At 62.8% G+C, this 25,848-nt stretch carries 19 protein-coding genes and 2 pseudogenes; 4 read left to right on the top strand and 17 right to left on the bottom strand.

The window, feature by feature from the left end; genetic code table 11:
- Positions 1-33 precede the first annotated feature (33 nt).
- The 5 genes from BHE01S_RS14805 to BHE01S_RS14785 are packed head-to-tail and all read right to left on the bottom strand — an operon-like array spanning position 34 to position 6,403.
- Complete coding sequence (locus BHE01S_RS14805; protein WP_042265233.1) at positions 34-1,614, bottom strand: hydantoinase B/oxoprolinase family protein; 1,581 nt, start codon at positions 1,612-1,614, stop codon at positions 34-36.
- Positions 1,615-3,741, bottom strand: coding sequence for a hydantoinase/oxoprolinase family protein (locus BHE01S_RS14800; protein ID WP_052405937.1), 2,127 nt, complete (start codon positions 3,739-3,741; stop codon positions 1,615-1,617). It abuts the gene before it with no gap.
- A 54-nt stretch (positions 3,742-3,795) separates the two neighbouring features.
- Entirely contained in the window at positions 3,796-5,208 is a 1,413-nt protein-coding gene (locus tag BHE01S_RS14795) for an aldehyde dehydrogenase family protein (RefSeq protein WP_042265232.1), read from the bottom strand.
- Positions 5,209-5,248: 40 nt separating this feature from the next.
- A complete protein-coding gene (locus BHE01S_RS14790; protein ID WP_042265231.1) occupies positions 5,249-5,857 on the bottom strand; it encodes a thiamine pyrophosphate-dependent enzyme in 609 nt (202 codons plus the stop codon).
- 12 nt (positions 5,858-5,869) lie between these two features.
- The gene (locus BHE01S_RS14785) at positions 5,870-6,403 is read right to left on the bottom strand and encodes a thiamine pyrophosphate-binding protein (protein WP_042265229.1); all 534 of its coding nucleotides are present in this window, start codon (positions 6,401-6,403) and stop codon (positions 5,870-5,872) included.
- Positions 6,404-6,663: 260 nt separating this feature from the next.
- On the opposite strand from BHE01S_RS14785, the pseudogene BHE01S_RS36785 reads away from it, so the two are divergent.
- The 3 genes and pseudogenes from BHE01S_RS36785 to BHE01S_RS14770 all read left to right on the top strand — a co-directional run.
- Positions 6,664-6,853, top strand: a pseudogene (locus BHE01S_RS36785) (LysR family transcriptional regulator); the annotation flags it as partial.
- Positions 6,854-7,082: 229 nt separating this feature from the next.
- The gene (gene tcuA, locus BHE01S_RS14775) at positions 7,083-8,654 is read left to right on the top strand and encodes an FAD-dependent tricarballylate dehydrogenase TcuA (RefSeq protein ID WP_281177755.1); all 1,572 of its coding nucleotides are present in this window, start codon (positions 7,083-7,085) and stop codon (positions 8,652-8,654) included.
- Entirely contained in the window at positions 8,584-9,150 is a 567-nt protein-coding gene (locus BHE01S_RS14770) for a hypothetical protein (RefSeq protein WP_052405935.1), read from the top strand. The genes tcuA and BHE01S_RS14770 overlap by 71 nt, the downstream gene beginning before the upstream one ends.
- A gap of 136 nt (positions 9,151-9,286) precedes the next feature.
- On the opposite strand, the gene BHE01S_RS14765 is transcribed toward BHE01S_RS14770, so the two are convergent.
- From BHE01S_RS14765 to BHE01S_RS14750, 4 genes are all read right to left on the bottom strand, one after another.
- A complete protein-coding gene (locus tag BHE01S_RS14765) occupies positions 9,287-10,612 on the bottom strand; it encodes a c-type cytochrome (protein ID WP_052405933.1) in 1,326 nt (441 codons plus the stop codon).
- A gap of 100 nt (positions 10,613-10,712) precedes the next feature.
- Complete coding sequence (locus BHE01S_RS14760) at positions 10,713-12,896, bottom strand: xanthine dehydrogenase family protein molybdopterin-binding subunit (RefSeq protein ID WP_167337687.1); 2,184 nt, start codon at positions 12,894-12,896, stop codon at positions 10,713-10,715.
- An 87-nt stretch (positions 12,897-12,983) separates the two neighbouring features.
- Entirely contained in the window at positions 12,984-13,502 is a 519-nt protein-coding gene (locus BHE01S_RS14755) for a (2Fe-2S)-binding protein (RefSeq protein WP_042265339.1), read from the bottom strand.
- A gap of 175 nt (positions 13,503-13,677) precedes the next feature.
- Positions 13,678-14,748 (bottom strand): Bug family tripartite tricarboxylate transporter substrate binding protein, encoded by a 1,071-nt coding sequence (locus tag BHE01S_RS14750; RefSeq protein ID WP_167337686.1) that lies wholly within the window; start codon positions 14,746-14,748, stop codon positions 13,678-13,680.
- A gap of 665 nt (positions 14,749-15,413) precedes the next feature.
- Here BHE01S_RS14750 and BHE01S_RS14745 point away from each other — a divergent pair.
- A complete protein-coding gene (locus BHE01S_RS14745) occupies positions 15,414-16,364 on the top strand; it encodes a LysR family transcriptional regulator (RefSeq protein ID WP_042265226.1) in 951 nt (316 codons plus the stop codon).
- 36 nt (positions 16,365-16,400) lie between these two features.
- Here BHE01S_RS14745 and BHE01S_RS14740 read toward each other — a convergent pair whose 3' ends face one another.
- The 8 genes and pseudogenes from BHE01S_RS14740 to BHE01S_RS14705 form a co-directional block, all read right to left on the bottom strand.
- Positions 16,401-17,594: a porin gene (locus tag BHE01S_RS14740; RefSeq protein WP_042265224.1), complete on the bottom strand. Its 1,194-nt coding sequence runs from the start codon at positions 17,592-17,594 to the stop codon at positions 16,401-16,403.
- A 316-nt stretch (positions 17,595-17,910) separates the two neighbouring features.
- Complete coding sequence (locus tag BHE01S_RS14735) at positions 17,911-18,894, bottom strand: ABC transporter substrate-binding protein (protein WP_042265223.1); 984 nt, start codon at positions 18,892-18,894, stop codon at positions 17,911-17,913.
- Between the two features lie 162 nt (positions 18,895-19,056).
- Positions 19,057-20,661 (bottom strand): tripartite tricarboxylate transporter permease, encoded by a 1,605-nt coding sequence (locus BHE01S_RS14730; protein ID WP_042265222.1) that lies wholly within the window; start codon positions 20,659-20,661, stop codon positions 19,057-19,059.
- Between the two features lie 4 nt (positions 20,662-20,665).
- Positions 20,666-21,145, bottom strand: coding sequence for a tripartite tricarboxylate transporter TctB family protein (locus BHE01S_RS14725; protein WP_042265220.1), 480 nt, complete (start codon positions 21,143-21,145; stop codon positions 20,666-20,668).
- A 64-nt stretch (positions 21,146-21,209) separates the two neighbouring features.
- Positions 21,210-21,617, bottom strand: coding sequence for a PaaI family thioesterase (locus tag BHE01S_RS14720; protein ID WP_042265219.1), 408 nt, complete (start codon positions 21,615-21,617; stop codon positions 21,210-21,212).
- Positions 21,614-23,155, bottom strand: a complete 1,542-nt coding sequence (locus BHE01S_RS14715) for a class I adenylate-forming enzyme family protein (protein ID WP_042265218.1) — start codon at positions 23,153-23,155, stop codon at positions 21,614-21,616. The genes BHE01S_RS14720 and BHE01S_RS14715 overlap by 4 nt, the downstream gene beginning before the upstream one ends.
- Positions 23,152-24,147, bottom strand: coding sequence for a quinone oxidoreductase family protein (locus tag BHE01S_RS14710; RefSeq protein WP_245639747.1), 996 nt, complete (start codon positions 24,145-24,147; stop codon positions 23,152-23,154). Before BHE01S_RS14710 ends, BHE01S_RS14715 begins: the two co-directional genes overlap by 4 nt.
- 614 nt (positions 24,148-24,761) lie before the next feature.
- Positions 24,762-25,833: pseudogene (locus tag BHE01S_RS14705) on the bottom strand (IS630 family transposase).
- Positions 25,834-25,848: the final 15 nt, after the last annotated feature.

Raw genomic sequence — 25,848 nt, 5'->3', positions numbered from 1 at the left:
TTTCGAGAAATACAGGTTCGCGCTGGCTGCGGCTCACGCAGGCGGCCCGTATGCGCCACCACCTGCCGTTTCCATCAGCACGCGGTCGCCGCCGTTCAGCACGCGAGGTTCGGTCGGGTCGACCACCACGCCATTGATGAGTAGCTGGCCGGGCTTGCCTGCGCCTCCCCCTGCCAGTCCGGGCGGCGACGATTTGAGCTGCGTCATCAGGAACGATGCACTCACATTGGACGCATCGGGCAGCAACTCATATTCGAAGCTGATCCCGCAACCGCCCGGATGCCTGCCTGCGCCACCGCTGCCGCGGCGGACCTCACGCCGCAAAACCTTGATCGGTGCAAGCGACTCCATCATTTCGACCGGCGTATTGCCGAGGTTGGCCGGAAAGCTCATCGCGGAGAAGCCGTCGCGACGTGCATTCGCGCCCTGACCCGCGTTGACGAAATTGACCACCGCGAAACGCCGTCCCTGATACTCGCCGGACATCGTCATCGACGAATTGGGCGAGCCGCCGGCCCACACCTTTTCCGGCAGCACATCACCCAGCGCACGGAACACGCACGCCGGCAGCAGATGGCCGATCGCACTACGGCCACCCGACGCCGCCGGATAGGTCGGGTTCAGCAGCGAGCCGAGCGGCGCCGTGGTCGTGATCGGCACGAAACTGCCTTCGTTGTTGGGAATGTCCGGGCACAGCAGGGTCTTGATGCCGTAGACCGTGTACGCGAACGTGTAGATGGGCACCACGTTGACCGCGCGCGCCAGTTGGGCGCTGCTGCCCGCATAGTCGATATCGATCCGGTCCCCCGTCACGGTGAGCTTGCATTTCAGCTCGATCGGCTTCTCGAAGCCGTCGTGCAACACCGTGGATTCATAGATCCCGTCGGGAATCTTCGAGATCGCATCGCGCATTGCCTGCTCGGAACGGCGGCGCACCTCGGCGCCAAGCGCTTCGAGATCGACGGTGTCGAGCAGCCCCTGCAGGCGCTCGCCCATCTTCCGGCAGGCCGACACCTGCGCCCAGATATCGCCCATGCCCTGCTCGGGCGCGCGCACGTTCTGCATGATCATCTCGATCAGCACCTCGTTGGGCTCGCCCGCATCGAGTAGCTTCATCATCGGGATCTGCAGGCCTTCCTCGTAGATCTCGCGGCTGCTGTTGCTGCGCAGCTTCCCGCCGATGTCGACCAGGTGCGAAACCACCGCCGCGAACGCGACCACCTTGCCGTCCCGAAAGATCGGCGTGACGGTCGTCACGTCGTGGATGTGCCCCGAGCCCTTCCACGGGTCGTTGGTGATGAAGACGTCACCTTCCTGCATCGTCGGCGCCGGATATTTGTCCAGCACATGCCGCACCGTAGCCGGCAGGCAGCCGATGAAGCCGGGCAGGCTCATGGTCGACTGGGCGAGCGAGCGTCCCTGTGCATCGGTCAGCACGATCGCAAAATCGTTGCCATCGCGCACGAGCGTGGAAAAGCAGGTGCGCACGAAAGCGGCCGAGGCCTCGTCGACCACGCTGATCAACCGCTTCCAGAGGATTTCCAGCTCGATCGGGTCGAACGTGGTGGCCCGCTTCTGGGGCGTCGTGGACGGCGCAGTGGAGAGCAGAGTCATTTATTCGAACTCCTTGATAGTAACGGAAGTGGTGAGGTCGGGCAGCACCGTGACGTCCGACTTCACTGCGACGACGATGGTCGACTCACGCTCTTCGAGAATCAGCGGCCCCTGCAGCGTCTGTCCGGGTTGCACCGAATAGCGGTCGTACACGGGCACGTCGGCGTACTCGCCGCGCAGCGGCAGGTAGACCGGGCGCTTGCCGCGCAGCGCGTCGGTCGCCTTCACCCGGTTGTCGCCCCATTCGAAGTGCTGGCCGGAGGTACGCTCGCGTCCCGTGAGCCGCCACGTCACGACCTGCGGGCGCGCATTCGGCACAAGTCTGCCGTAAAGCTTTTCGTACTGTGCCTCGAACGACGCCAGCACCTTCGCGCCGGTCGCGTCGGTCACAGCTTCGTAGGGGATCGAGACCGACACGTCCGCGCCCTGCCCGAAATAGCGCATCTCGGCGCCGATGCGCCATTCGACGTCGGCCGCGCCGGCCGACTCCAGTTCGGCCTCGCCTTCGCGCTTGAGTGCCTCGAGACGGGTGGCCACCTGTGCCCAGTCCGTATCCGCGAGCAGTTGCGGGCTCGAGAACGAACGGTCGACGCGCGCCGGTGCGGCCAGCATGCCCAGGCACGAACCGGCGCCCGCTGCGATCGGAATCAGGACACGCGGAATGCGCAGCTTGCGCGCCACCTCGACGGCATGGACGGGGCCCGCGCCGCCCGTTGCCACCATCGCGAACTCACGCGGATCGTGGCCGTTCTCGGCGATATGGATACGCGCGGCACTCGCCATGTTCTCGTTGACCATGTTGTAGATGCCCCATGCAACATCGGTCGTGGCCATGCCCAGCTGCTTCGCGAGCCGCTCCATCGCGGCAGTCGCAAGGCCGGTGTCGAGTTCCATTTCGCCGCCGAGGAAGTTCGACGGATTCAGGTAGCCCAGCAACAGATCCGCATCGGTGACGGTCGCGTCGGTGCCGCCGCGTGCATAGCAGGCCGGGCCCGGTACGGAGCCCGACGATTCAGGTCCGATGTTGAGAAGACCGAGGCGATTGCAATACGCAATGGAGCCACCGCCCGCGCCGATCTCGATCAGCTCGATGCTCGGAATGAGGATCGGCAGACCCGAGCCGCGCTTGAAGCGTTCGACGCGCGCGCACTCGAAACTGTGCGCCACCGGCGGCTCGCCGTCGACGGCCACGCAGGCCTTCGCCGTGGTGCCCCCCATGTCGAATGCGAGCACGCGCTTGACGTCGTTCTGATAGGCCGTATTGAGCGCCGACAGCACGCCGGCGGCCGGCCCCGACTCGAGCAGCAGGATCGGTGATTCCGCGCCCGCCTTCGCTGACGTGAAACCGCCGCTCGACACCATCACGCGCAGCGGTATGCCTTCCTGGATGCGTGCGATCCGGTTCTCGAGTTCGTGCAGGTATTTCGCGACGATCGGCTTCACATAGGCATTCGCCACCGTTGTCGAGGTGCGCTCGAACTCCTTGATCTCCCGCGCGAGATCCGACGATACCGACACCGATAGATTCGGGAGGGCCTGCCGCAGGCGCGCCTCGATACGCTTCTCGTGTGCATCGTTGAGGTACGAATGCAGCAACGATACCGCCACCGACTCGACCCCGGCCGCGCCGAGCTTGCTGATCACTCCGTCGATCAGCCGGTCCAGTTGCGCGTCCGTGAGCGGCGTCAGTACCTCGCCGCGCGCATCGAGCCTCTCGTCCACCTCCAGGCGCAACGCAGGCGGCACCAGCGGCGCAGGTATCACGATGTCGAGATCGTAGATGTCGTAGCGCCATTCGCGACCGATGTCGAGCATGTCGCGCATGCCCTGTGTGGTGATCAGCCCGGTCTTTACGCCCTTGCGCTCGATTAGCGTATTCGTGATCAGGGTCGTGCCGTGCACCACCTCCGCGAGCTTCGGGGCCGACGGTCCCATCGAGTCCGCAACCTGCTTCAGCAGGTTGAGCGCGACGGTAGAAACCGCTTCGCCGGGATCGTCCGGCGTGGTTGGGGTCTTGCCGACCCAGATGCGCCCCGACGGCGAGAGCGTTGCCACGCCGTCGGTGAAGGTTCCGCCGATGTCCACGGCAATGCGCAGTACATGGTTCGTCGAAAGGGATGTTTCCAAGATAGTGGTTCCGTTCAGTCAGTCAGATGGCTCGCAGACGGCTCATGCATCGCGTCAGTACGCGACGGTGATGAGACGCTCCTCGGTCATTTCACGAATTGACCAGGCCGGACCCTCGCGGCCAAAGCCGCTGTCTTTCACGCCGCCAAAGGGCATGGCGTCGATGCGGGCACTGGATGCCTCGTTGATATGCACCCCGCCGAATGCAAGCTGCTGTGCGGTGCGCAGCGCCGTCTTCAGGTCCGACGTGAAGAGGCCAGCCGCGAGGCCGAAGTCGCTGGCGTTGGCGCCCGCCACCGCTTCCTCGATGCGGTCGAACTCGATGATCGACACGACCGGCGCGAAGATTTCCTGGCACACGACTTTCATGCTGTCGCGAACACCATGCAGCACCGTGGGCTCGAACACCGTGCCCTCGCGTTTGCCACCCGTCAGCACCCGTGCGCCGTTTTCCACCGCCTCGCGCACCCACGATTCGGCACGCTCCGCATGCTGCAGCGAGATCATTGGTCCGATGACGGTTTTGGGATCGGCGGGATCGCCGCACGGAGTTGCCTTTACCGCTTCGACGAACTTCGAAATGAACGTATCGGCAATGCCGCGCGCCACGAACAGCCGCTGTACCGAAGTGCAAACCTGGCCTGCCTTGCGGAACCCGGCGTTGACGATCTTCGGAATTGCCATGTCGACGTCGGCATCCGCACAGACGATCGTGCTGGCGATACTGCCCAGTTCCAGCTGCATGCCGCGCAGGCCCGCGGCCTGCTGGATCTCGCGGCCCACCTGCGTGCTGCCGGTGAACGCGTAGAACGCGATGCGCGGATCGGCGAGCAACTGACGCCCGATGGCGCTGCCCGAACCGTGGACCAACGCCAGCAGGTTCGCAGGCAGGCCCGCATCGATGAGCGCCTTGCATAGCTCCACGGCAGACAACGGTGTCACGTTCGATGGCTTGATGACCACCGCGTTGCCGCCCGCAATGGCGGGTCCGACCTTGTGCGCGAGCGTATTCAGCGGCGAATTGAACGGCGTGATCGCGCACACGACGCCGCGCGGCACACGAATCGTGTACCCGAGCCGGTTCTTCACGCCGGCGGCGGCCTGCATCGGCACCAGTTCGCCGGCCAGATGCTTGCCCTCCTCGGCCGAAAGCTCGAGCGTCTGCACGCAGCGGCGTACTTCGTTATCGCCGTCCGCGTGTGTGAAACCGGCTTCGTCGCGCATCAGTCCGATCAGCCTGTCGCGGCGGCTTTCGACCACGCGCGCCGCCTCCAGCAGGATCCGGTACCGTTCGTATGGCGAAAGCGTGGATGCGCGCAATCCCGCGAGGGCGCCATCCACCGCCTGGTTGACCTGCTCCGGCGACGCAACGGCCATGCGTGCGTATTCCCTGCCGTGATACTTGTCCGTGAGCGACTGGGCTGACTCGCCGTCAACCCATTTGCCGCCAATCAGCAGTTGTGACATCGGATGTTCCTCAAATGCGTGCGCTTGCTGCGCACGCAGGTTACGCGGCGATACCTTCCATGAAGCGCTGGCGGATCTTCGCGGGGTCGCGCTCGGTCACGCCCGCCGGCTTCGCATCATCGGTGCGCACGGCGATGAACGCGGGCTCGTCGCCGGCCAGCCCGCTTTCGACGAGGGCGTCGAAGTGCGCCTCGTCAGCGGCCCACGCGCTCTGCCGCAGGCCCGCGCCACGCGCGATCGCCACGAGATCGACGGTGCCCGAAGTCAGCGTCTTCTGCGAACCGGTGATCTGGTAGACACCGTTATCCCAGACCACGATCAGCAGGTTCTTCTGCGCGCGGGTGGCGACCGTGCCGAGTGCGCCCAGTTGCATGAGCAGCGAGCCGTCACCTTCGAGGGCCACCACCTGGCGCCCGGGCTGCGCGATGGCGACGCCGAGCGCGATGGGGATCGCGAGACCCATGCTGCCGAGCATGTAGAAGTTCTGCGGGCGTTGGCCGCTCGCCCACAGGTCGAAGTTGGTGTTGCCGATGCCGCCGATCACGGCTTCGTTCGACCTGAGTCTGGCAACGAGCCTGCGCGTGAGCGCGGAGCGGTTCATCACCCTGGCGGCGCTGCGGGCCACCGTACTGTTTTCGGTTGCGGTCATGGGTAATCGCCTTCAGTGGGACGTGTTGCTCTTTTTCGTGAGCAGCGGAGAGAGGATGATCGCGGCCGGCTCCTGCGTCGAAAACGCCTGCTTGATCATGCGGTCGACCACGAACTCGACGTCGTCAAGCCGCTCGATGGCGAAGTGCTCGATGCCGAGCGACGTGAGCACGGGGCGCATCGTGCGGCATACAACCGCCTGCCCGAGCTGGAAATCGCCCAGCGTGCCGCGCTCGGAGATCAGCATCACGAGCGGCAGCTGGTAAGGGCGCACGAGCGAAGCCAGCGCGTTGGGCAAGGTCGCGAAGCCACTCGTCTGCATCAGCGTGATGCCGCGCATGCCGGCCATGTAGGCGCCGACCGTAATCCCGGCAGCCTCCTCTTCGCGCGCCGGGCAGATCACAGTGAAATACGGATCGGCTTCTACGGCTTCGATCAGCGGTCGCAGCACGTTGTCGGGCACGTAGGTCACGAGCCGCACTTCGTTGGATTTCAATACCTGGACGACAATCTCGGCCCAGGTCCCGGCGGGTGGTTGAACGGACATGCGGTTTCCTATTCTGGATGCCTCGTATTGCACGGCAACGGCTGCCAGTGCGGTACACGCATGCTAAGTCCGCCATTTAATGGGCACAAACAAGTAGTTTTTGCCCATTAATCGGTGTACACGATAAGTTCATGAAGAAACCGGCGACGCCTCGCCCGCCGTGCGAGCGGCTGCGCGAGCCCGGAACCGGCCCTTCGCCGCGCAGTGCACCGCATGCGACACTAGCCGCTTCCAGGAATGAGGCCGCAGGGAAACCGCTCATGGAATTGAGGCAGTTGCGTTATTTCATCAAGGTCGTCGAGCACGGTGGACTCGACCGCGCGGCCGCCGAACTCGGCATGGTCACCTCGGCGCTCAGCCAGCAGATCAGCCGTCTCGAAAGCGAACTCGCCACCCGCCTTCTCACCCGTACCGCAACGGGTGTTGTTCCGACCGATGCGGGGATCGACGACTTCCTGCATCGCCCCAACCTGCTGGCGAGCCTGTCCGACGACGAGCTTTCTCCGGCAGCGCTCGCGGTGCGCGTGCTGCTCGCACAGGTGGCTGCCGACCTTGTTACGGACGGACACTGGCCGGGGCCACCCTTCACAAATCGTGAAGCCCCCTTGCATGTCGCCCGATGGCTCGGCCCGGGGAGGGTGTCTACAGTGTGACACTGGCAACGACGACAACTCTCCCCATGATCGACGTACTGGTAATCGGCGGCGGCAATGCCGCCCTGTGTGCGGCATTGACCGCACGCGAAGCAGGCGCAAGCGTCCTGCTCCTCGAAGCGTCGCCGCGCGAGTGGCGCGGCGGCAACTCGCAGCACACCCGCAACCTGCGATGCATGCACGACGAGCCGCAGGACGTGCTGCTCGATGCCTATCCTGAAGAGGAATTCTGGCAGGACCTGCTCAAGGTCACGGGCGGCATCACCAACGAGCATCTGGCGAGGCTCGTCATCCGCCACTCGTCATCCTGCCGCGGCTGGATGCGCCGTCACGGCGTGAATTTCCAGCCGCCGCTGTCGGGCACCCTGCACCTCTCGCGTACCAACGCGTTTTTCATGGGGGGCGGGAAGGCACTCGTCAACGCCTATTATCGAAGCGCCGAGCAACTGGGCGTCGCGATCCGCTACGAGAGTCCGGTCGCCTCGCTGGAACTGGGCGACGGCGGGCGTTTCATCGCCGCGTACTGCAAAGGCGAACGTATCGAGGCGCGCAGTTGCGTTCTGGCCTGCGGCGGTTTCGAATCGAACCGCGAATGGCTTCGCGAAGCGTGGGGACAGAATGAGCGCGGCGAGTGGCCCGGTGAGCAGATCCTGATTCGCGGCACGCGCTTCAATCAGGGGGTGCTGCTGAAGTTCATGATGAACGCGGGTGCGGACATCATCGGCGATCCGTCGCAGGGGCATTGCGTGGCCATCGATGCACGCGCGCCGCTCTATGACGGCGGCATCTGCACGCGCATCGACTGCGTGTCGCTCGGCATCGTCGTCAATCGCGACGCGCAGCGCTTCTATGACGAAGGCGAAGACTTCTGGCCCAAGCGCTACGCGATCTGGGGCCGTCTGACTGCGATGCAGCCCGGCCAGGTCGCCTATTCGATCATCGACGCGAAGGCCGTCGGCCGCTTCATGCCGCCGGTCTTTCCCGGCATCCAGTCAGACACCCTCTCCGGGCTCGCGCGCGAGATCGGCCTGGACGAAACCCGCTTCCTGCAGACCGTCGGCGAATACAACGCCGCGTGTCGTAGCGGCACGTTCGATCATACGGTACTCGACGATTGCCACACCGAGGGGCTCAATCCGGCCAAGACTCACTGGGCCCGTCCGATCGATACCGCACCGTTCTACGCGTATGCGGTCCGTCCCGGCATCACCTTCACCTACCTGGGCCTGAAGGTCGACGAAACCGCTGCCGTACGCTTTAACGACCGCCCGAGCGAGAATTCGCGGTCAACGTGCCGCAGGCCATGGCGAAGGTGCGGCTCGACACCTACACCGACTTCGCCTGGCCGCCGGCATGGGTGGCGGCCTGCTGCGTGGCCCGCTCGCGGGCAACTTCTACGCGGTATTCCCCCACGACCTGCTCGCGTGGCTGTTCGGTGTCGTGTTCCTGTACGCCCTACTGGCGCTGGGAATCGGTGTGACCCGCTTCTGGCGCGGCGTCACACCGGGCGCTGCTACCCGTGCCGCAGTGGCGGAAGCGGCCCACGACGCGCTGCGCCTGCGCTATCTGGGCGGTGGCCACGGCAAGGGCTGCAATAACGAGGACGATGCATTCTCGCTCGCGCGCCGGCGCTTCCACCATCTGACCTTTTACGGGTTCATGCTGTGCTTTGCGGCAACCTGCGTCGGCACGATCTACGACTATCTGCTCAGCTATCCGGCTCCGTATCCGCTTCTGAGCCTGCCCGTCATGCTTGGGGCACTCGGTGGCCTGGGATTGCTCGCAGGTCCCGCCGGGCTACTCTGGCTGAACCTGCGACGCGATCCATGCCAGGGCGATCCGGCCCAGCGCCCCATGGACCGCGGCTTCATCGCCTTGCTGCTGCTCGCGGCGGCAACGGGCCTCCTGCTGCTCGCGCTGCGCGACAGTGCCGCGATGAGCCTGCTGCTCGCAGTCCACCTGGGTGTTGTGACGGGACTGTTCCTGACGCTGCCCTACGGCAAGTTCGCGCACGGCGTCTTCCGGGCGGCCGCCCTGCTCAAGTATTCGATCGAGAAGCGTCAGCCCGGCAATCTTCAGCTCAAGCCGGATTGACCGGCCGCAGGCCCGAGGCATGCTAAAGGCCGTCCCGGGCCGACCCGCCAGGCAACTGCACGCGTCGACATGCATGACGCCTGCAGCCGCCGCATGCTTTTATTGCGGCCGATGCGCAACCCATCGACCCAAAGCGTTATCGCATCTTCAGGATAATCACCTGATCGCTGCTCATGTCAGTCGACGCGCGCAGCTTTGCCACATCGGACTGGGTAACGGCGCCGGCATGATTGCCCCACGCCTGCCGCACCCAGGTCGCCAGGTCCGCAATCTCCTCGTCGCTCAACTGAAGCCTGAACGGAGCCATCCGGTAGCTGTCCGGCACACCGTGGCGCACGACGCGCTGCGAGCCGTTGAGAATCAGGTCGACGACCGACGACGGATCCGCCGCCAGGACGTTCGGATTGCCCGCGAGCGATGGCAGACGCCGTCCCAGCCCTTTCCCGTCGATGCCATGACAGCTTGCGCACTGCGTGCGGAACGTTTCGGCGCCCGGCATCCTGAGGTCGCCCTGTTTCAGCGTCCGCGCGGCGGTATCGTCGTAGGTCCAGGTCTGCCCGGGATGCCGCGGAGGCAGCGATTTGAGATAGGTCGCAATCGCATCCAGGTCGTCGTCCGTGAGGAACTGCGAGCTGTTGTTGTAGACGTCGATCATGGAACCGAACACGGATGCGTGCGCGTTGCCGCCGTCCTTCAGGAACGCGACGATGTCGGCCTTGCTCCAGCGGCCGAGACCCGTCGCCTGATCGCCGCGGAGATCACTCGCCGTCCAGCCATCGAGCGTTGCCCCGCCCAGGAACGCACTGTCGTTGCCCCCAGTCGTCTCCTCCTCGAAGGCTACGCCGCGAGGCGTGTGGCACGCTCCGCAGTGGCCCAGGCTCTGCACCAGATACGCACCGCGATTCCACTGCGCATCGTGCGCCGGATCGGCCCGATACGGATGAGAATCGACAAAGAGCCGGTTCCAGACGGCAAGCGGCCATCGCACGTTCAGCGGCCACCGGATCTCGCTCGCCCGGTTCTGCTGGTGGACAGGCGTCACTTCATGCATGAAGTAGCCATAGAGCGCGGCGAGATCGGCGTCGCTGATCCTGGCATACGACGGATAAGGCATCGCCGGATACAGCTGGTGCCCGTCCTTCGCCACGCCCTGACGCACGGCGCGATCGAAATCGGCAAGGCTGTAGCTGCCGATTCCCGTCTGCGCGTCCGGGGTGATGTTGGTGCTGAAAATGTTGCCGAGCGGGGTGCCCATCTTCAGCCCGCCAGCAAACGGCCTGCCCCCCGGAGCCGAATGGCAGGCCACACAGTCCGCAGCCCGCGCGAGGTACGCACCCCGCGGTTCTCCGCCGAGCTGTGCGGCCGGCTGTACGGATAACTGCCCGGCTGCAAGGCCAGGGTTCATGGCAAGGATCATCGCCGCGCCCAGCGCGGCCGCATACATCAGTCTCAGGGGTTTCATGCCTGCCTTTGCGGGTTCTTGTAATCGGGCAACCAATGCATACGCGCCTTGCCACCCGGTCTGCAGCCGAGGCGATCCGGTACCGGATCTGCGCGTGCGCTCAGGTCTCGGCGAACGCCGCCTTGATCTTCTCCGGCGTCATCGGCAGCTCATGAATGCGTACGCCCGTCGCCGCAAAAACCGCGTTGCCGATGGCGCCGGCGGGCGTCACGTTGGGCACCTCGCCCGCGCCGAGCGGCGGGTTATCCGTGTCGATGAGCACGACCTCGAGCGTCTCTGGTACGTCGCTGAACTGCAGGACCGGGTAGGTCAGCCAGTCTGCCGAAGCCACCGCGCCGCCGCGAAACAGCACCTGCTCCTTCAGCGCCCGGCTGATGCCCATGATCGTGCCGCCTTCGGCCTGCGCGCGCAGCCCATCCGGATTGGCGATACGGCCCGCATCGATGGCAACGAATGCACGCTTCACGCGGATCATGCCCGTGCGCCGGTCCAGCACGATGTCGACGACCGTCGCAAGATTGCCCCAGGCACCGTGGTTCTCGAGCTTACCGTCGCCCGCGCACAGCGCCGCGATGCCGCGGCTCTCGATCAGGTCGCCATTCACGACTGGCTTCTGCGACGGCTTCCAGCCTGCCTTCTGTGCCACCGTCTCGATCACCTTTCTCGATCGGGCATTCTTCGTGTGGCGCAGCCGGAACTCGACCGGGTCGATACCCGCCTTCGCGGCGAGATCGTCCATATGGCTTTCGATCGCGAACGTGTTCTGGATGCCTGCCACCGAGCGCATGTAGATCGCCCGCACGATCTCGTCGGTGTAGCGGGTGACGACGTGCAGATTGGGAATGTCATAGCTCGGGTTATCGGCGCCGCCACTGAGGCGATCATGTCCCGGATTGGTCCCGAGCGCGCGCCAGGCGAGGATGTTGCCACGCTCGGCAGTGGAATGGCCCGGTGTGCGGTTCTCGAACTGCCACGCGACGATATTGCCGTGCGCGTCCAGCCCGCCCTTCACGTCGATCACGGCAGCCGGACAGAACGGGGACCACTGGTTCTCGTCGGCGCGTTGCCACTGAACGCGCACCGGCCGGCCCACCGCCTGGGAGAGCAGCGCGGCGTCCCCCGCCGCGTCGTCGACACCCAGACGGCCGTACGAGCCCGAGCCCTGGACCCAGATCAGGTGCACCTCGTCGACCGGCAGCCCGAGCATCGCGGCCACGTCGCGGCGCGTGCCGTCCGGCCATTGCGTGCCGGACCAGATCGTGAGTGCGCCGTCGCGGAAGTCCGCAACGGCGCACGAAGGCCCCATCATGCCGTGCGAATTGACCGGCAGCAGATAAGTCCCTTCGACCACACTCGTTGCACCGGCAAAGGCAGATTTCACATCGCCGACGTTGCCCTCTACGTGTTGCTTGATGATCCGCGTCTGTCGAACCGCAGCGTACATGTCGTCGTAATTCTCGTGCGTGACCGGCGCCCATGTCACGCGCAGCGAGTTGCGCGCGCGCACCGCCGCCTGCTCGGTCTGCGCGACGATGCCGACAAAATTGCCCCGCGTCACCACCTTCACCACACCCGGTACCGGCTGCGGAAATCCGTCCACGGAAACGAGCTTCATGCCGCGTGCCGGCGGCAACACGACCGTGCCGTGCAGCATGCCGTCAACGACCACATCATGGACGTACTGCCATTCGCCGCGTACCTTGGCAGGGATATCCACCCGTGGGACCGGTTTGCCCAGCACCCTGAAGTCCTGCGGTTTTTTCAGCGGCGCTCGACCGATCAGTTTCGTCTGGTTGCCGGTCCCCTTGACGCCGAGGGTCACATTGAACCGGCCACCGCCGATCAATTCCCCGTAACCGATACTGCGGGTGCTGCCGCGCACGCTGATGACACCGTCCCGGGCGGTCAGCGTCCCGGCAGGGACGCCGAATTTCGCCGAGGCCAGTTCGAACAGTCGCATCCTGGCTTCCGCTGCAGCCTGACGTAACGGCGGCAGATTGCGCGCGATGTTGTTGCTCGCGGTGGATTTGCCCTGCTCCGGCGTGCGTGCGGTATCCCCGAGAATGAAGGTCACGGCGCTCACGGGGACATCCAGTTCCTCCGCCACCGCCTGGACGAACACTGTCTGCACCCCCGTGCCCATGTCGATGCGTCCCGTGAAGGCCGTCACAGAGCCGTCCTGGGCGATCGCAAGCCACGAGTCAAGCTGCTCCGGAGGCACTTTCGGAAACGTCTCGCCCGTCTCTGCACACGAGCCGGGCAGCGGCAGGCAGAAAGCGACCACGAGTGCACCGCCGGCCTTGAGGAATCCTCGACGCCTGAGCGAAGCGACAGGGTCCGGCGAGGCGTGAAGTTCGTTCATGGCCATGGCTTATCCCTCCCTGCCCATCTGCCCGGCAGCCTGCTCGATGGCCGCGATGATACGCATATGGGTGCCGCACCGGCAGATGTGCCCCTGCATGGCCGCCACGATGTCAGCGCGTGCGGGTCGCGGGTTGGTATTGAGCAGGCTCACAGCCTGGATCATCATCCCGCTCTGGCAATATCCGCACTGGGGCACCTGAAGGTCGATCCACGCCTGCTGAACCGGGTGAAGATTGCCATCGGCAGCGCCGTTCGCCGGTGTGGCCGCAGATGTCTTCTTTCGCTGTGCCCAGACGTCACCGAGGCCTTCGAGCGTGGTGATCTCATGCCCGACCGCCATCCCGACCGGCATGATGCACGAGCGAATTTCCTGTCCGTCCAGCAGGACCGAGCACACGCCGCATTGCGCTACCCCGCAGCCGAACTTCGTCCCGTGCAGGCCTATCTCGTTGCGCAGCACATAGACGAGCGGCGTCTCGGCGTCCGCCTGCACCTCATGCTGTCTGCCGTTCACGGTAATGGTCATCCCCGCAGCCATATTTTGGACTCCAGATTATTTGCCAGCACCGGCCGACGACATCCGACCGGTAGAGATCGCATAGCCGGATCGCACCGCATATTCTGGTTTCGTCCGAATGCGCCCGACGTGTTCCACGCATCCATCAAAATTTCGCGCAGCACTCGAAGCAGACAGCCGCCCGCTAGTCGGCGGCATGCAGTCCGATCTGCTGCACCAGCGGCTTGTAACGTGCGATGTCGCGCTCCTGCAATGCACCGAACTCCTGTGGCGATGTCAGAAACGGCTGTGCACCCAGGTTCGCGAGGCTGTGGATCATTGCGGGGGACGCCATCGCTGCGCGCAGCGCCGCATTGAGTTTTTGCACGACCTCAGCGGGCATGCCGGAAGGCCCTTCGACGCCCATCCAGAACTGCATCGTGGCGGACGGATAACCCTCTTCACCCGCAGTGGGCACATCAGGCAGGAGCGGCGAGCGCCGGTCCGACATCACAACGATCGGTCGAACCTGTTTCGCACGGATGAACCCCAGTGTCGACGGGATCGAATCGAACATGAACGATACCCGCCCCGCAATGACGTCCGGAAAACCGAGCGCGGACGATCGGTAGGGAATGGGCGTCATGTCGATACCGGCAGTCCGGTTGAGGATCTGTCCCGAAAGATCACCCGTGCTGCCCGTCCCGCCTGAGGCAAAGCTCACATCGTTCTTGCCCGGCCCCCTCGCGTAAGCGACCAGATCGGCCAGGCTATGAACCGGCAGCGACGGGTTGGCGACGAGGATGTTCGGCGTCGTCACGAACGTACCGACCGGCGTAAAGTCCTTCCTCGGGTTGTAATAGAGGCCGGGGATCAGCAGGGGGGCCACCGCAATCATCGGCGGGCTGGTCAGCAGGAGCGTATAGCCATCGGGCGCAGCCTTGGCGACCAGCGTCGCGCCGATCGTACCGCCGCCGCCGCCGCGGTTATCCACGTACACCGACTGGCCGAGTGCCTGCGTGAGCCCCGCAGCAATCACACGGCCGATATTGTCCGCGACACCGCCTACGCCATATGCCACGACCAGCCGGATCGGCTTGTCGGGGTAGCCTGTCGCATCGGCAGCGAGTGCCCGGGAAACCGGCATCCAGCCCGCACACGCGAGCAGTGCGGCACCGAACCAGCGCAGACTCCGCCCGCGCCGCATGCATACGCGACTGATGCCTTCGGGACGGGTCTCACGCCCGGTGCTGCCCGGGCTCAGCATACCTGCCATCGCGACTGCCTCCTTGCTCATCGGTAATTCAACCTGTGCAACGGACTTCGATGCATCGACTGCCTCCGGGCTATTGCGCAGCGCCTGCTGGCGCCCCGCAAAAACGGCGGCCTCATATACGCGATTCCATCGCGCCATGCCCGCCCGAAAGGTGTGGTAAGCCCCGTTGAACAGGTAGTCGGCTCGCGTTGAAATCGATTATAGGTTCGGCGTTGAACGAGAAAAAAACACAATTAATTTTTGCCCATTGTTATAGTTTTTCGATGAATGGGTCTGAAATCATTTCAGCAGCGGGCCCGGCTGAGCGACACACGAAACTGCGGGTTCGCCAGGGATTTCCCTCATCTCCCCGCCCCGTTGCGCCCTCGTCCATTGTCTCCACGCCCGGACGGCAGCAACTCATCGACACGAAGTATCAATCGCGTTTTTTTGATCACTTGCGGCCATAAAAAACACCGCATATCCTGGTGCCAGGAAGACAGGCGTATCTCCACGATCCGCTGCAGATTTGCCGCGTCGCTTCAGTAGTGAAATGAGGCAGAGCGTCGTGCAGCGCTGGGCCGGCGCGGGTGTGGAGCGAGCAATCACGCAAGGCCTGCCTGCGGCGGGGCCACCTGCCATGCGGGCGGTTCAAGGCGCCCCATTCAGACGAGGTATCCGAACCCATGGCAACGAGAAAAATATCGCTTCGTCACCTTCGATGTTTTGTCGCGGTGGCTGATACCGGATCATTCACGCTAGCCGCGGCCAGGCTATACCAGACGCAGTCCTCGTTGACTGCCACCATCCAGCAGTTCGAGGAGGAAGTCGGGCTGAAGCTCTTCGACCGTACGACGCGCCGGGTCGTCATGACTGCCGATGCGGCCCGGTTCAAGCCGGTGGCAGACCGTGTCCTCCAGGACTTCGATACGGCGGTGGGCGATCTGCAGGCAATCTCGCTGAGCCACCGCGGCCATGCGCGTATTGCAGCCGTGCCGTCGATGGTCGAGCACGTCCTCACCCCCGCATTGGCTGCCTTTCAGCGTTCGTACCCGGACATCACGATTTCTGTCAGCGACGGAAGCTCCGACAAAGTGGAACGCGCAGTACTGTCGGGAGAAGTGGATTTCGGCATTGCGAGCCGTCTGAACAATTTCCCCGATCTTGCCTACCTGCCCATCGTCGGCGACCGCTTTGGCGTACTGTTCCCCGCAGATCATCCGCTGGGGAGCATCGACCGCTCCCTGCGCTGGTCAGATCTCGCGGAATTCAAGACCATTTCGCTGGCTAATGACACCGGCATCGGTGCGTTCCTCGACGCCCATCCGGCATTGGGGATGCACCACCATGCCAGCCTGACGGACCGTGCATCGAGCACGACCTCGCTCTTCGCAATGCTCACCCTTGGTGGACGTATCTCGGTGTTGCCCGAACTCGCGATGCAGTCCGGGCCTCTCAAGAAGTTCCTGTTTCGGGAGCTCACCGACCCCGTGGTCACGCGTGAAGTGTGTCTCATCACACGGCAGTTGCGGTCGTTTTCGCCCAATACACAGAGGCTTGTCGACGCGCTGATCGAGACCATTCCGTGTGACTATCGCTGGGAAGGCATCCGGGACGAGCACAACCAGGCCGCCTGAGGCGCGCGCGAGCTGTGCGCGACCGGCGAAGGTGTCTCAGAATCGATGCCGCATGCCAAGGCGGAAAAGCGCCTGGCGATTGTTCGATGAGTCGCCAACGAGCGAGATGTTGGCAACCGCAGGCGCACCCGTGGAGTTCGTACCGCTCGCGATCTGATAAGTCGCAGTCAGATAGACATCCGTACGTTTGGATAGCGTGTAATCGGCCATGGCCGAAAGTTGATGGTATGTCTGGTCGCCGATATCTCCGCGCACGGCGTTGCCCTTGAGATAGTTGTACGCCAGTGACAAAAAGACGGCGGGATTGACCTGGTACATCCCGTTGACCTCGACGTCGTTGAATGTCGCCGATGCGCCGCTGTAGCGCCCTATGTTGCCGTAGCGGACATTGGTCCATGCGCCGGCGAGCGTGACCTGACCGAAGTTATACGAGCCCGCCGCGCCGATAACCTGCCATGAAGTGGCCGGATTGGCACCCGCCAGATAACCCGAATTAAGTGAGCCGAACGCGGAAGTGCTCGACGGCGCCACGGCATTCGCGTTGCTGTTAAGAATCGCCCCGGCGTTCGACGGATTCCTGAAAAGCTCGTATACCAGACCAAGTGAAAGAGGTCCTCCGCGGTATCCGATCCCTCCGGAAAAGCCACTATTCTGCGACAGGGAACCCGCAACGCCGCCAACCGTCACCGTGCCGCCGAATGAAAGACCGCTGAAGTTCGGTGAAATGTACTTGATCGTGTTGTTCGCGCGAGATTCATGCGTCGTGTTGTCGATATCGCCCGGATGCGCCAGCCCGCTGCCATACCCCGCAAGACCAAAAGTCATGTAACCGATATAGTCGTTCACGCTGTCGTATTGCCGGCCGAGCAGGACACTCCCCCATTGCTGGCTGCTCAACCCAACGAATGCCTGACGGCCGAATGCCGTGCCACCCTGCCCGAAATTGCCGGAATTCAGGTTGATACCGGACTCGAGTGTAAATACCGCTTTCACGCCGCCGCCGAGATCCTCAGCCCCTTTCATGCCCCAGCGGCTGCCGGATGGACCTGCAAGTGAATCGAGATTCCAGAGCCGGCCACCGACATTGTGTCCACCGACAACGTTCTTGTTATTCGTATTGAACTGGAGGCCTTCATCGATAACGCCGTACAACGTCACCGTGCTCTGGGCATATACCGGCATGACAGCCGCACTGCCTAATGCGGCAATTGCAAGGACGCGCTTTTTCATCTGCTATTTTCCTTATTCCAATATTCGCGTGCGGGCCACCGATATATCGGTTCGACATGCATGCGCATTCGTTTATTTAGTTGTACATAGATTAGTGCGCGAAGCTGCCAGCCCATAACAGCGATGACTGTCTGGATTGGTCTGCGGGCCGTCCAGGTACGAGCCGATTATAGGTTCAGCATTCGCTGGAAAATAAACACAACCAATATCGGTCCATTATTATATTTTTTCGATTGATGAGATCGTCCCGCTGACCAGGCTCATCGTTCCATGCGATAACGCGCGAACCTGGACAGGCGCAGACAATCAGAGACAATCAGGTCCGGAATGTGCCCCGCTTCGTTCCCTCCGAGAGATCGAGAAATAACTCGTTCATGGGGATCATGCGTCGAATCAATCCCTGTTCATGCGAATAGCCCATCAGCGTCTCGATGTTCTTCACATTCGCGGCACTCAGTCCATATTCCCAGGGATCATCGCCGAGCAGCGCGTCCTGTTCTTCGAGTGCCTCCTGATACCAGGCGAGCGGCGCGACGCGAGGATTGCGCATACGCTTCATCCCGATCGCCTTGGCCTGTTCGAAAGCCTTGGCGAGGCTTCGCGGCACCCAGGGATGGCGCTCCACCAGTTCCTGCTTCAGTCCGACAAAATGCATGATCGGGAAAATACCGGTGCGCTGGTAGTACTCGATCTCAGCGGCCTTCGGATTCTCGAAGAGCCGGCCCACACGCGGATCCTTTCTCACGATCGGCTCGATGATGTCCGGGTGCAGCAAGGCATCGAGCTCGCCTTCGGCCAGCATCGTCTCGACGGACTGGTCATCGCGCACGCGCGTGAGCCTCACGCCTTCGGGCGGCCGGAAATCAAGGTCTTCGTCCAGATCGGAATACCAGTCGATCGAACGGTGCGGCACCCCATACTCGTGCTCGAGCATGCCGCGCAGCCACAGCACGGCGGTGACCTGGTAAGCCTTCACGCCGATCTTCTTGCCGATCAGGTCGGCAGGCTTTTCGATTCCCTTGTTACGGTTGATATAGATAAAGCCGTGCCGGAAGCGGCGATGAGGAAATACGGGAATCGCGCGGAACGGCAGGTCGCGGTCACGCGAGACGATGTAGGACGAAGCGGAAATCTCCGCAGCGTCGAACTCGTTGTTGCGCAGAAAACGCCAATGCCGCGTAATCGAGTCCATTCCGGTCAGCACAGTCAAATCGATGCCTTCGGCCTGCACGGTGCCGTCCCTCAGCGGGCGCGTAATCTCGTAATCGCCGACGGCCAGTGTCAACTGTATTTTTTTCATGCTTGATGCCTCTTGTTTTTCATACACGGAATGCAGTTACATCAGGCAACGTTGCAAGCCGTTCATCTGCCTGCAATTTCGCAGCTGTGATGCATGTCCCGGCGCCGCAGCGGCGCACGGGTCTCTCTGCTGAAGGAACTTCACGAGCGACAACGGCCTGCGTCATCGTGCGTTCAGATAGCGGTTGCCGTCATCCTGGACTGGGTCGTCGTCGTGCGCATGGGAAGAAGCGGGTGTGGAGGCCGGCGGCAAGGGTGCGGACGAATCGCGCTTTCCTCTGCGGCGTGCGATGGTCGCGAAATACACCTGCGCAAGCACGAGAATGGTGCTCGCGGCGAGAAACGCGGCGCTGACGGGATGCAGCACGAAGACGGAGAGCTGGCCGTGGGAGAGCAGCAGCGCCCGGCGGAAGTTTTCTTCCAGCATTGGCCCAAGCACATAGCCGAGGAGAATCGGGGCGACAGGGAACTTCAGCGCGAGCAGCACCGCACCGAAGAGGCCGAAGAACAGCACCTCGCCAACCTCGAACAGGCTGTTGTTGGTGGAATATACGCCCACCGCGATGAACAGCAGCGCTGCCGGATAAAGAAAGCGGTACGGCACCTGCAGCACCTTGACCCATATCTGGATCAGCGGCACGTTGAGCAGCACGAGCAGCACATTGCCGATCCAGAAGCTGGCCACCAGTCCCCAGAAAATGTCAGCGTGCTGGCTGATGAGCAGCGGGCCCGGCTGCACCCCATGAATGAGGAGCGCACCCAGCAGCAATGCCATGATGGGATCGCCCGGAATACCGAGGCTCATCGTCGGGATGAAGTCAACCTGGGTCTTCGAATGCGATGAAGCTTCAGGAGCCGCCACGCCCTCAAGCGCGCCGGTGCCAAACCGCTCGGGCGACCTGGAGATCCGCTTTTCCAGTGCGTAGGCGATGAACGTCGTGATCGTCGGTCCCGTGCCGGGCATCGCACCGAAAGCGGTGCCCACCGCCGTTCCCCGGATCATCGGCCAAAACGCCTGTTTCATCTCGCCACGCGTCGGTCGCATGTCCCGCAGCCGCACCTTCATACCGGACCCGACAACGTGCATGCGGTTCACGTTGCGCAGGAACTCCGCCACGCCGAACAGTCCCAACGCAAGCGCAACAAGCTGGACGCCATCGGCCAGTTCCGGAAACCCGAACGTAAAGCGGATCGTTCCGGAATTGATATCGATACCCGCCGCGCCGATCAGCAGGCCCAGCACGGTCATCGCGACGCCCTTGACAGGCGAGCCGGTCGACATCGTACCTCCGGCGAGCAGCCCCAGCAGCATGATGGAGAACAGCTCACTCGGGCCAAAGCTGAACGCAAGCCGCACCAGCAGTGGCGACAGGAAAATCATCACCACGATGCCCACAGTCGCGGCAAAGAACGACGACATCATGGTGATGCCGAGCGCCGCCCCACCTCTGCCCTTGCGTGTCATCGGGTAACCGTCCAGGCACGTGACGGCGTGCGGCGGGTGGCACGGCAGGTTCAGCAGGATCGCGCCGATTGCGCCACCATACTGCGAGCCGTAGAACACGCCGGCCAGCATCAGGATGGCCGCAACGGGGTGCATCGAATAGGTCAGCGGAAGCAGCAGCGAAATCGCCGACAATGGCCCCATACCCGGCAACACTCCGATCAGGTTGCCGATGACGACGCCGAAGAACGACCACATGAAGTTGTGCCATTCGAATGCGACACCGAACCCATGCCACAGGTCGGTCAGAGATTGCAAAGCCATCGGTTTAGCCCCAGCTGAATAACGGGAACGGGAGTTTCAGCGCCCACCAGAACAACACCACGCTGATCAGGCAGATAGCAATGGCGAGCAGGAACGCCGACCACACGGTGTTGTCGCGATCTCCCAGCGCGGAAATAAAGACGATCGCGAAAGTCGCCGGCACGAGCCCTCCGTAACGCCCCAGGACCAGGAACACCAGGATGCCCAGCGTGATGCAGATCCAGCCGCGCCATTCCGGCGGGAGGACTTCCTCTTCGGTTGCTGCCGCGTTCCTCCGCGCGCCTGCTGCAATGACCAGCCCGAGGAAGGCAAGAACACAGCCCAGTGCCACCGGGAAAAAGCCGCTCTGCATGTGCGTCAGCGTGCCGACGCCGTACCGCATTCCCTGCACGACCGCGCCGAGGCCGATCAGCAACATCAACGCGCCGCCGTAATAGTCGCGCGTGTACTCCGTCACGAAACGTCTGTCCCCGTTGTCTGGCATGGGTCACCTCGATAGTGTGGGAGGAAGGAGCCCGTCCACCGGAAACCGGGTTCCTGCCCGTGCATCAGTCCCCTTTCGGCGCAGTAATGTAAGCGCCGCGACCGCTGGCCACGATGCGCTGGCCATCATCGAAAACCTGAGCCTCGCACACCGAAAATTGCTTGCCCAGCTTGATCACGCGCCCTTTCACGACGAGGTCGCACTGTTTCGTCAGGCGGTGGTAATCCACACGCATGTCGATCGTCGGCACCGGACGCCCGATACTGCCGAGCAGCGCGAAGTCCGCAGCGAAATCGATGAGCGCAGCAAGAATGCCGCCGTGGGTCTGGCCAAGTACGGGGTTGGCCACCCATTCCTCGCGCCAGCTCGCCTTCGCCGCAATGGTGTCGGGTCCCAGTTCCAGCACCTGCAGACCGAGCCAGCGCAGGTAGGGGCCGCGCGACACGAGCGCCTGGGCTTCTTCGAGGGTCATGCTCCCTCCGCGCGTACTTCTGCACCGGACTGCGCGTTGCGCTCGGTACGATTGAATTCGAGCGCCTGCGCCGTGATCGTCTTGCGATCGATCTTGCCCACACCGTTGAGCAGCAGCTGCTCGACGAAGATTACCCGGCGCGGGTACTGGTACGGTGGCGCGTTCTTCAGCGCGTGGTCTTTCACATCCTTCTCGGAGAGGGTCGCCCCTTTGCGTTTCACCACATACGCATAGGGAATCTGGTGCTTGACCTCGTCCGGCACCGGCACCACCACCGCCTGATCAATGTCGGGATGGCGCTCGAGCATCAACTCGACCTCGGCCGGATAGATGTTGTTCCCGCTGCACACGAACATGTCGTCCGAGCGGCCGACGAAGTAATACCATCCGTCGGCGTCGCGCCGCAGCACGTCACCGGTGTTGAACCAGCCATCTTTTAGCCGGCGCTCCATCTCCGCCGGGTTGTTGTGATAGCCGTTCATCATCCCCGGCCCGCGCACGTGCAACACGCCGAAGTTCTCGTCGGGACCGCCGACGAGCCTGAACTCGTTGCCCGCAATCGGGAAACCGATCGAGTGTCGCGGCCGGAGCCGCTTCTGCGGATGCGAGCCGAAGAGCGCGGCGCTCGTTTCCGTAATGCCGAAGATGCAGATGATCCCGGCATTCGGCAACAGCCTGGCTACCGCATCGATCAGTTCGTCCGATGCCGGTGCGCCACCCAGCGTCGCAAGACGGACGAACGAGAAGTCCTTGCCTTCGAGCAGATCGCGTTGCTGGAGGATCATCGCGAAAATGGTCGGCACGCCCGAGAGGACTGATACCTGGTAACGGCTCACCGCCTCCAGGTAGGCGCGTGGCTCGAACTTCTTCATCAGCACGACCGTCGAGCCGCCGACTAACACCGACTTGATCGCGTTCATCGCATGCTTGTGGTAAAGCGGCGCCGCCACGATCATGCGATCGTTCGGGCTGAAGCCGCGGTCACGCGAAATCGTCTCGGCAACCCACACATGCGCGCGGTGCGACAGCACCACGCCTTTGGGACGGCCGGTCGAGCCCGACGTATAGGGCTGGAATGCAACGTCATCGCCCTGCGGCACGATGGCCTCGAACGGCCCCGGATCCTTGAACGCCGCATAGTCCGCGCTTTCAACCACGATACGCGGCGTATCGTCGGGAAGCTTCGTGCTCAGGTCAGCGTCGCAGAATACGAGCTTGAGTGCTGCGTCGTTCACGATCCATTCAATCGTGTCCTTCGGCAGGAGGATGCCCATCGGCACGGGAATGACGCCCGCGCGCATCGCGCCATAGAACGTCTCCAGAAACTCGAGACGGTTCGAGCAGAAGATGCCGACCCGGTCACCCTTCACGAACCCGTGCGCGACGAAGCCGCGGGCGATCGCGTCACAGGACGCATGAAACGTCGGATAGTCGATCTCGCGCGGATTCTCGCTGTCCCACAGATCGATGATGGCGGGCCGGGCCTCGTTGCGGTACGCGTCGCCGATGCTGCCCAGATTTTTCAGGACCTGACTCATGGCTTGACAATCACCTTTCCAAAAATGCGTCGATCTTCGAGCAGCCGGATCCCTTCCCCGGCCTGCTCCAGCGGGAACTTCGACTCGATCACCGGCTGCAGTTTCCTCGCAGCGACGAAATCGAGGCAGGCCCGGATGTCGTCGGGCACATAGGCACGCGATCCGATGATGTCGACCTCCCGATGCCAGACATAGCGCACATCGATTTCGCTGATGTGCCCGATCGTCGAACCGCACGTGAGAATCCGACCACCGGTCGCCATGCAGCGCTGCGTCGCAATCCACGTATCGCCGCCCGTGAAATTGACCGCGACGTCGACACCTTTCTTGCCGCTCGCCGCCCAGACGGCCTTGGAGAAGTCCGGGTTTTGCGCATAGTTGATCGTGTGATCGGCACCGAGCTCACGCAGCTTTCGAGCCTTTTCTTCAGTGCTCGTGCAGACGAACACCTCCGCGCCCGTGAGTTTCGCGAACTGCAGGCAGGCCACACCCACCCCGCCGCTGGCGCCGAGAATGAGGATCTTTTCGCCGGCCTTGAGCTTACCGCGGGTGAACAGCATGCGGTGCGCCGTGCCGTAAGCGATAGGCAACGCGGCCGCGTCGTCGAAACCGACTCCATCCGGAATCTCGATCAGTTGCCGCTCATCCGCGGCAATGAATTCACAAAGCCCGCCATTGCCGTTTTCGCCCAGCACGCCGCCCTCCGGAAAGCGAGGGAAGAGCACGACCCGCTTGCCGATCCATTCCTTCGAGACTTCGGCGCCCACCTCCCGGACCACGCCTGAGATATCGCCGCCGGGAATGCGCGGCATCTGCGTCTTGACATCCGGCATGCCGTGCATGACAAAGACGTCCATGTAGTTCAGCCCACAGGCCTCTACCTCGACCAAAGCCTGATTGGCGGTCGGAACCGGGATGGGCCAGGTGTCGTGCTGAAGCTTTTCAATCCCGCCATGCTCCTGAAGGGCCATGACCTTCATCGTCGAACTCACAAATTCCTCCGCTATTACGTTGGGTCGGGTTAAACGATGTTATGCGACTGATTTTTTTATGACAAACAAGGAAATAACGATGATTGATCGCCTGCATCGATAAATAAGCAAGCGCTCAACAACCGGTCCAGTCAGGCAGTCGCGTGGCGTGGCTCACGCGCGAGATAGAAGAGCGGGCCGCAGACTGCTCCGGAAATTTCATTTGGATACCTAATCGTCGCCGGCAGCGGAAGAAAACAGAAACGCTACCTGGGCCTGCTCCAAGCGTCGGCGCACCACGACTTCCGCACCGCCGACGAGGGGTACACGCAGGCCTGCAGGCGCAGTCCCGGATGCTTCACAGGTCATATGCTCGCCGCTCGACAGCAGGGCGGCGACACATGCATCAAAGCGCGTTCCGCCCTCCGGCGCAGGATTTCCGGAGAGAAGAACACACGGCGCAGGTATCCGCTACTCGTTTTCGTCGAGTAGTGACGCAGCCTTTCAAAGCGGTATTCCGGCTGCAAACCTACGCCGGATTACATCCTAACTCTTTGGTAAATTAGTGTCGCTTTTGAGCAACAAGGGAAGCGAAAACGCCGACGACGCCTCTGCGTCGGCAGTCGCCCGATTACTCATAGGTCAGAAATATAGGCGACAGACGGATGCCTGAAAAACGAGCGTACGAGATCCGGGTTTTGCTGAACCTGGGCAAGTTGCTCGTGAATCTTCGGAGCGAGCTTTTCACCTTTGCGCAATGGATTTCGGGCGACGCCTGTAGGCTTCACGTGGCTCCAAACTAACTCATCCGGATTGAGGTCCGGCGCATAGCCGAAAGTGCAGAGTCAGTTTGCCGTTAGTGCTGGCAACATAGTCCTTCACAACGGCCTTTTTGTGCGCGGGTAGTCCGTCAACTACCAAATGAACCGGTCTCTTGCGATGGAACATCAACTTCTTGAGCAGCACGACGAACAACTCGCCGCTAAGGCCTCCTTCATACGTCGCAAACCAGAAGGCCCCCTTCGAGTTGACGGCAGACGCCGCGCTCATACTCTGTCGCTGACCGGGGCGCTCTACGACGGGGGTTTCGCCGCTTGGCGCCCATGTCTTGCCATGTACCGAGTCGGCCCGAAAATCCGATTCGTCCCAGAAGAAAATGTCCGCCTTCTGCTCACGAGCCCGTCTGGCGATGGACGGATACGTGTCATGTTGCCAGCGCTCGATCGCCTCCGGATCGCGCTGGTAGGCGCGCTGAAGTGGCTTTTGTGGCGTCAGGTCCAGGCGAGCCAGCATTGTACCGATCGAAGCCAGGCTGAGCATGATCCCGAATTTATGCTGCACCAGCTCGCGTACCAGATTACGTGTCCAAAGCCCGAAGTCAAATCCATACTGCATCGGGTTCTTGCCATTGATCCACCGCAACACCTGCTGCTCCTGAGCAGCGGTGAGCTTGCGCGGGCGGCCTGTTGCCAGAGTCGAGCGCAACGCACGCGCACCTCGTCCTCGACCCCGAGCCTTCGCCCGCAGCTTGTACGCCCACGAACGATGCATCCCAAACGACGCCGAAACCGCATCGGGATGTTCCCCATCATTCATCCGTTGAAGCGCGAGCATGCGCATCTCTTCGAGGATGTTGTGTGCCAAACTTCTTCCGTCTCGTTTCACGTCCGTGGCTCCGTCGAGTGACACGACTCGATAGATCGCCATTCGACGAATTTGCTC

It is taken from the genome of Paraburkholderia heleia NBRC 101817 (assembly GCF_000739775.1).
Lineage (GTDB): Bacteria > Pseudomonadota > Gammaproteobacteria > Burkholderiales > Burkholderiaceae > Paraburkholderia > Paraburkholderia heleia.
This window is presented reverse-complemented; position numbering and strand designations above follow the sequence as displayed.

What these genes read in the sequence shown, in the direction of transcription:
- BHE01S_RS14805 (WP_042265233.1), bottom strand. Translation starts at nt 1,614, where the DNA reads ATGACTCTGCTCTCCACTGCGCCGTCCACGACGCCCCAGAAGCGGGCC.
- BHE01S_RS14795 (WP_042265232.1), bottom strand. Translation starts at nt 5,208, where the DNA reads ATGTCACAACTGCTGATTGGCGGCAAATGGGTTGACGGCGAGTCAGCC.
- BHE01S_RS14790 (WP_042265231.1), bottom strand. Translation starts at nt 5,857, where the DNA reads ATGACCGCAACCGAAAACAGTACGGTGGCCCGCAGCGCCGCCAGGGTG.
- BHE01S_RS14785 (WP_042265229.1), bottom strand. Translation starts at nt 6,403, where the DNA reads ATGTCCGTTCAACCACCCGCCGGGACCTGGGCCGAGATTGTCGTCCAG.
- tcuA (WP_281177755.1), top strand. Translation starts at nt 7,083, where the DNA reads ATGATCGACGTACTGGTAATCGGCGGCGGCAATGCCGCCCTGTGTGCG.
- BHE01S_RS14765 (WP_052405933.1), bottom strand. Translation starts at nt 10,612, where the DNA reads ATGAAACCCCTGAGACTGATGTATGCGGCCGCGCTGGGCGCGGCGATG.
- BHE01S_RS14755 (WP_042265339.1), bottom strand. Translation starts at nt 13,502, where the DNA reads ATGACCATTACCGTGAACGGCAGACAGCATGAGGTGCAGGCGGACGCC.
- BHE01S_RS14750 (WP_167337686.1), bottom strand. Translation starts at nt 14,748, where the DNA reads ATGGCAGGTATGCTGAGCCCGGGCAGCACCGGGCGTGAGACCCGTCCC.
- BHE01S_RS14745 (WP_042265226.1), top strand. Translation starts at nt 15,414, where the DNA reads ATGGCAACGAGAAAAATATCGCTTCGTCACCTTCGATGTTTTGTCGCG.
- BHE01S_RS14740 (WP_042265224.1), bottom strand. Translation starts at nt 17,594, where the DNA reads ATGAAAAAGCGCGTCCTTGCAATTGCCGCATTAGGCAGTGCGGCTGTC.
- BHE01S_RS14735 (WP_042265223.1), bottom strand. Translation starts at nt 18,894, where the DNA reads ATGAAAAAAATACAGTTGACACTGGCCGTCGGCGATTACGAGATTACG.
- BHE01S_RS14730 (WP_042265222.1), bottom strand. Translation starts at nt 20,661, where the DNA reads ATGGCTTTGCAATCTCTGACCGACCTGTGGCATGGGTTCGGTGTCGCA.
- BHE01S_RS14725 (WP_042265220.1), bottom strand. Translation starts at nt 21,145, where the DNA reads ATGCCAGACAACGGGGACAGACGTTTCGTGACGGAGTACACGCGCGAC.
- BHE01S_RS14720 (WP_042265219.1), bottom strand. Translation starts at nt 21,617, where the DNA reads ATGACCCTCGAAGAAGCCCAGGCGCTCGTGTCGCGCGGCCCCTACCTG.
- BHE01S_RS14715 (WP_042265218.1), bottom strand. Translation starts at nt 23,155, where the DNA reads ATGAGTCAGGTCCTGAAAAATCTGGGCAGCATCGGCGACGCGTACCGC.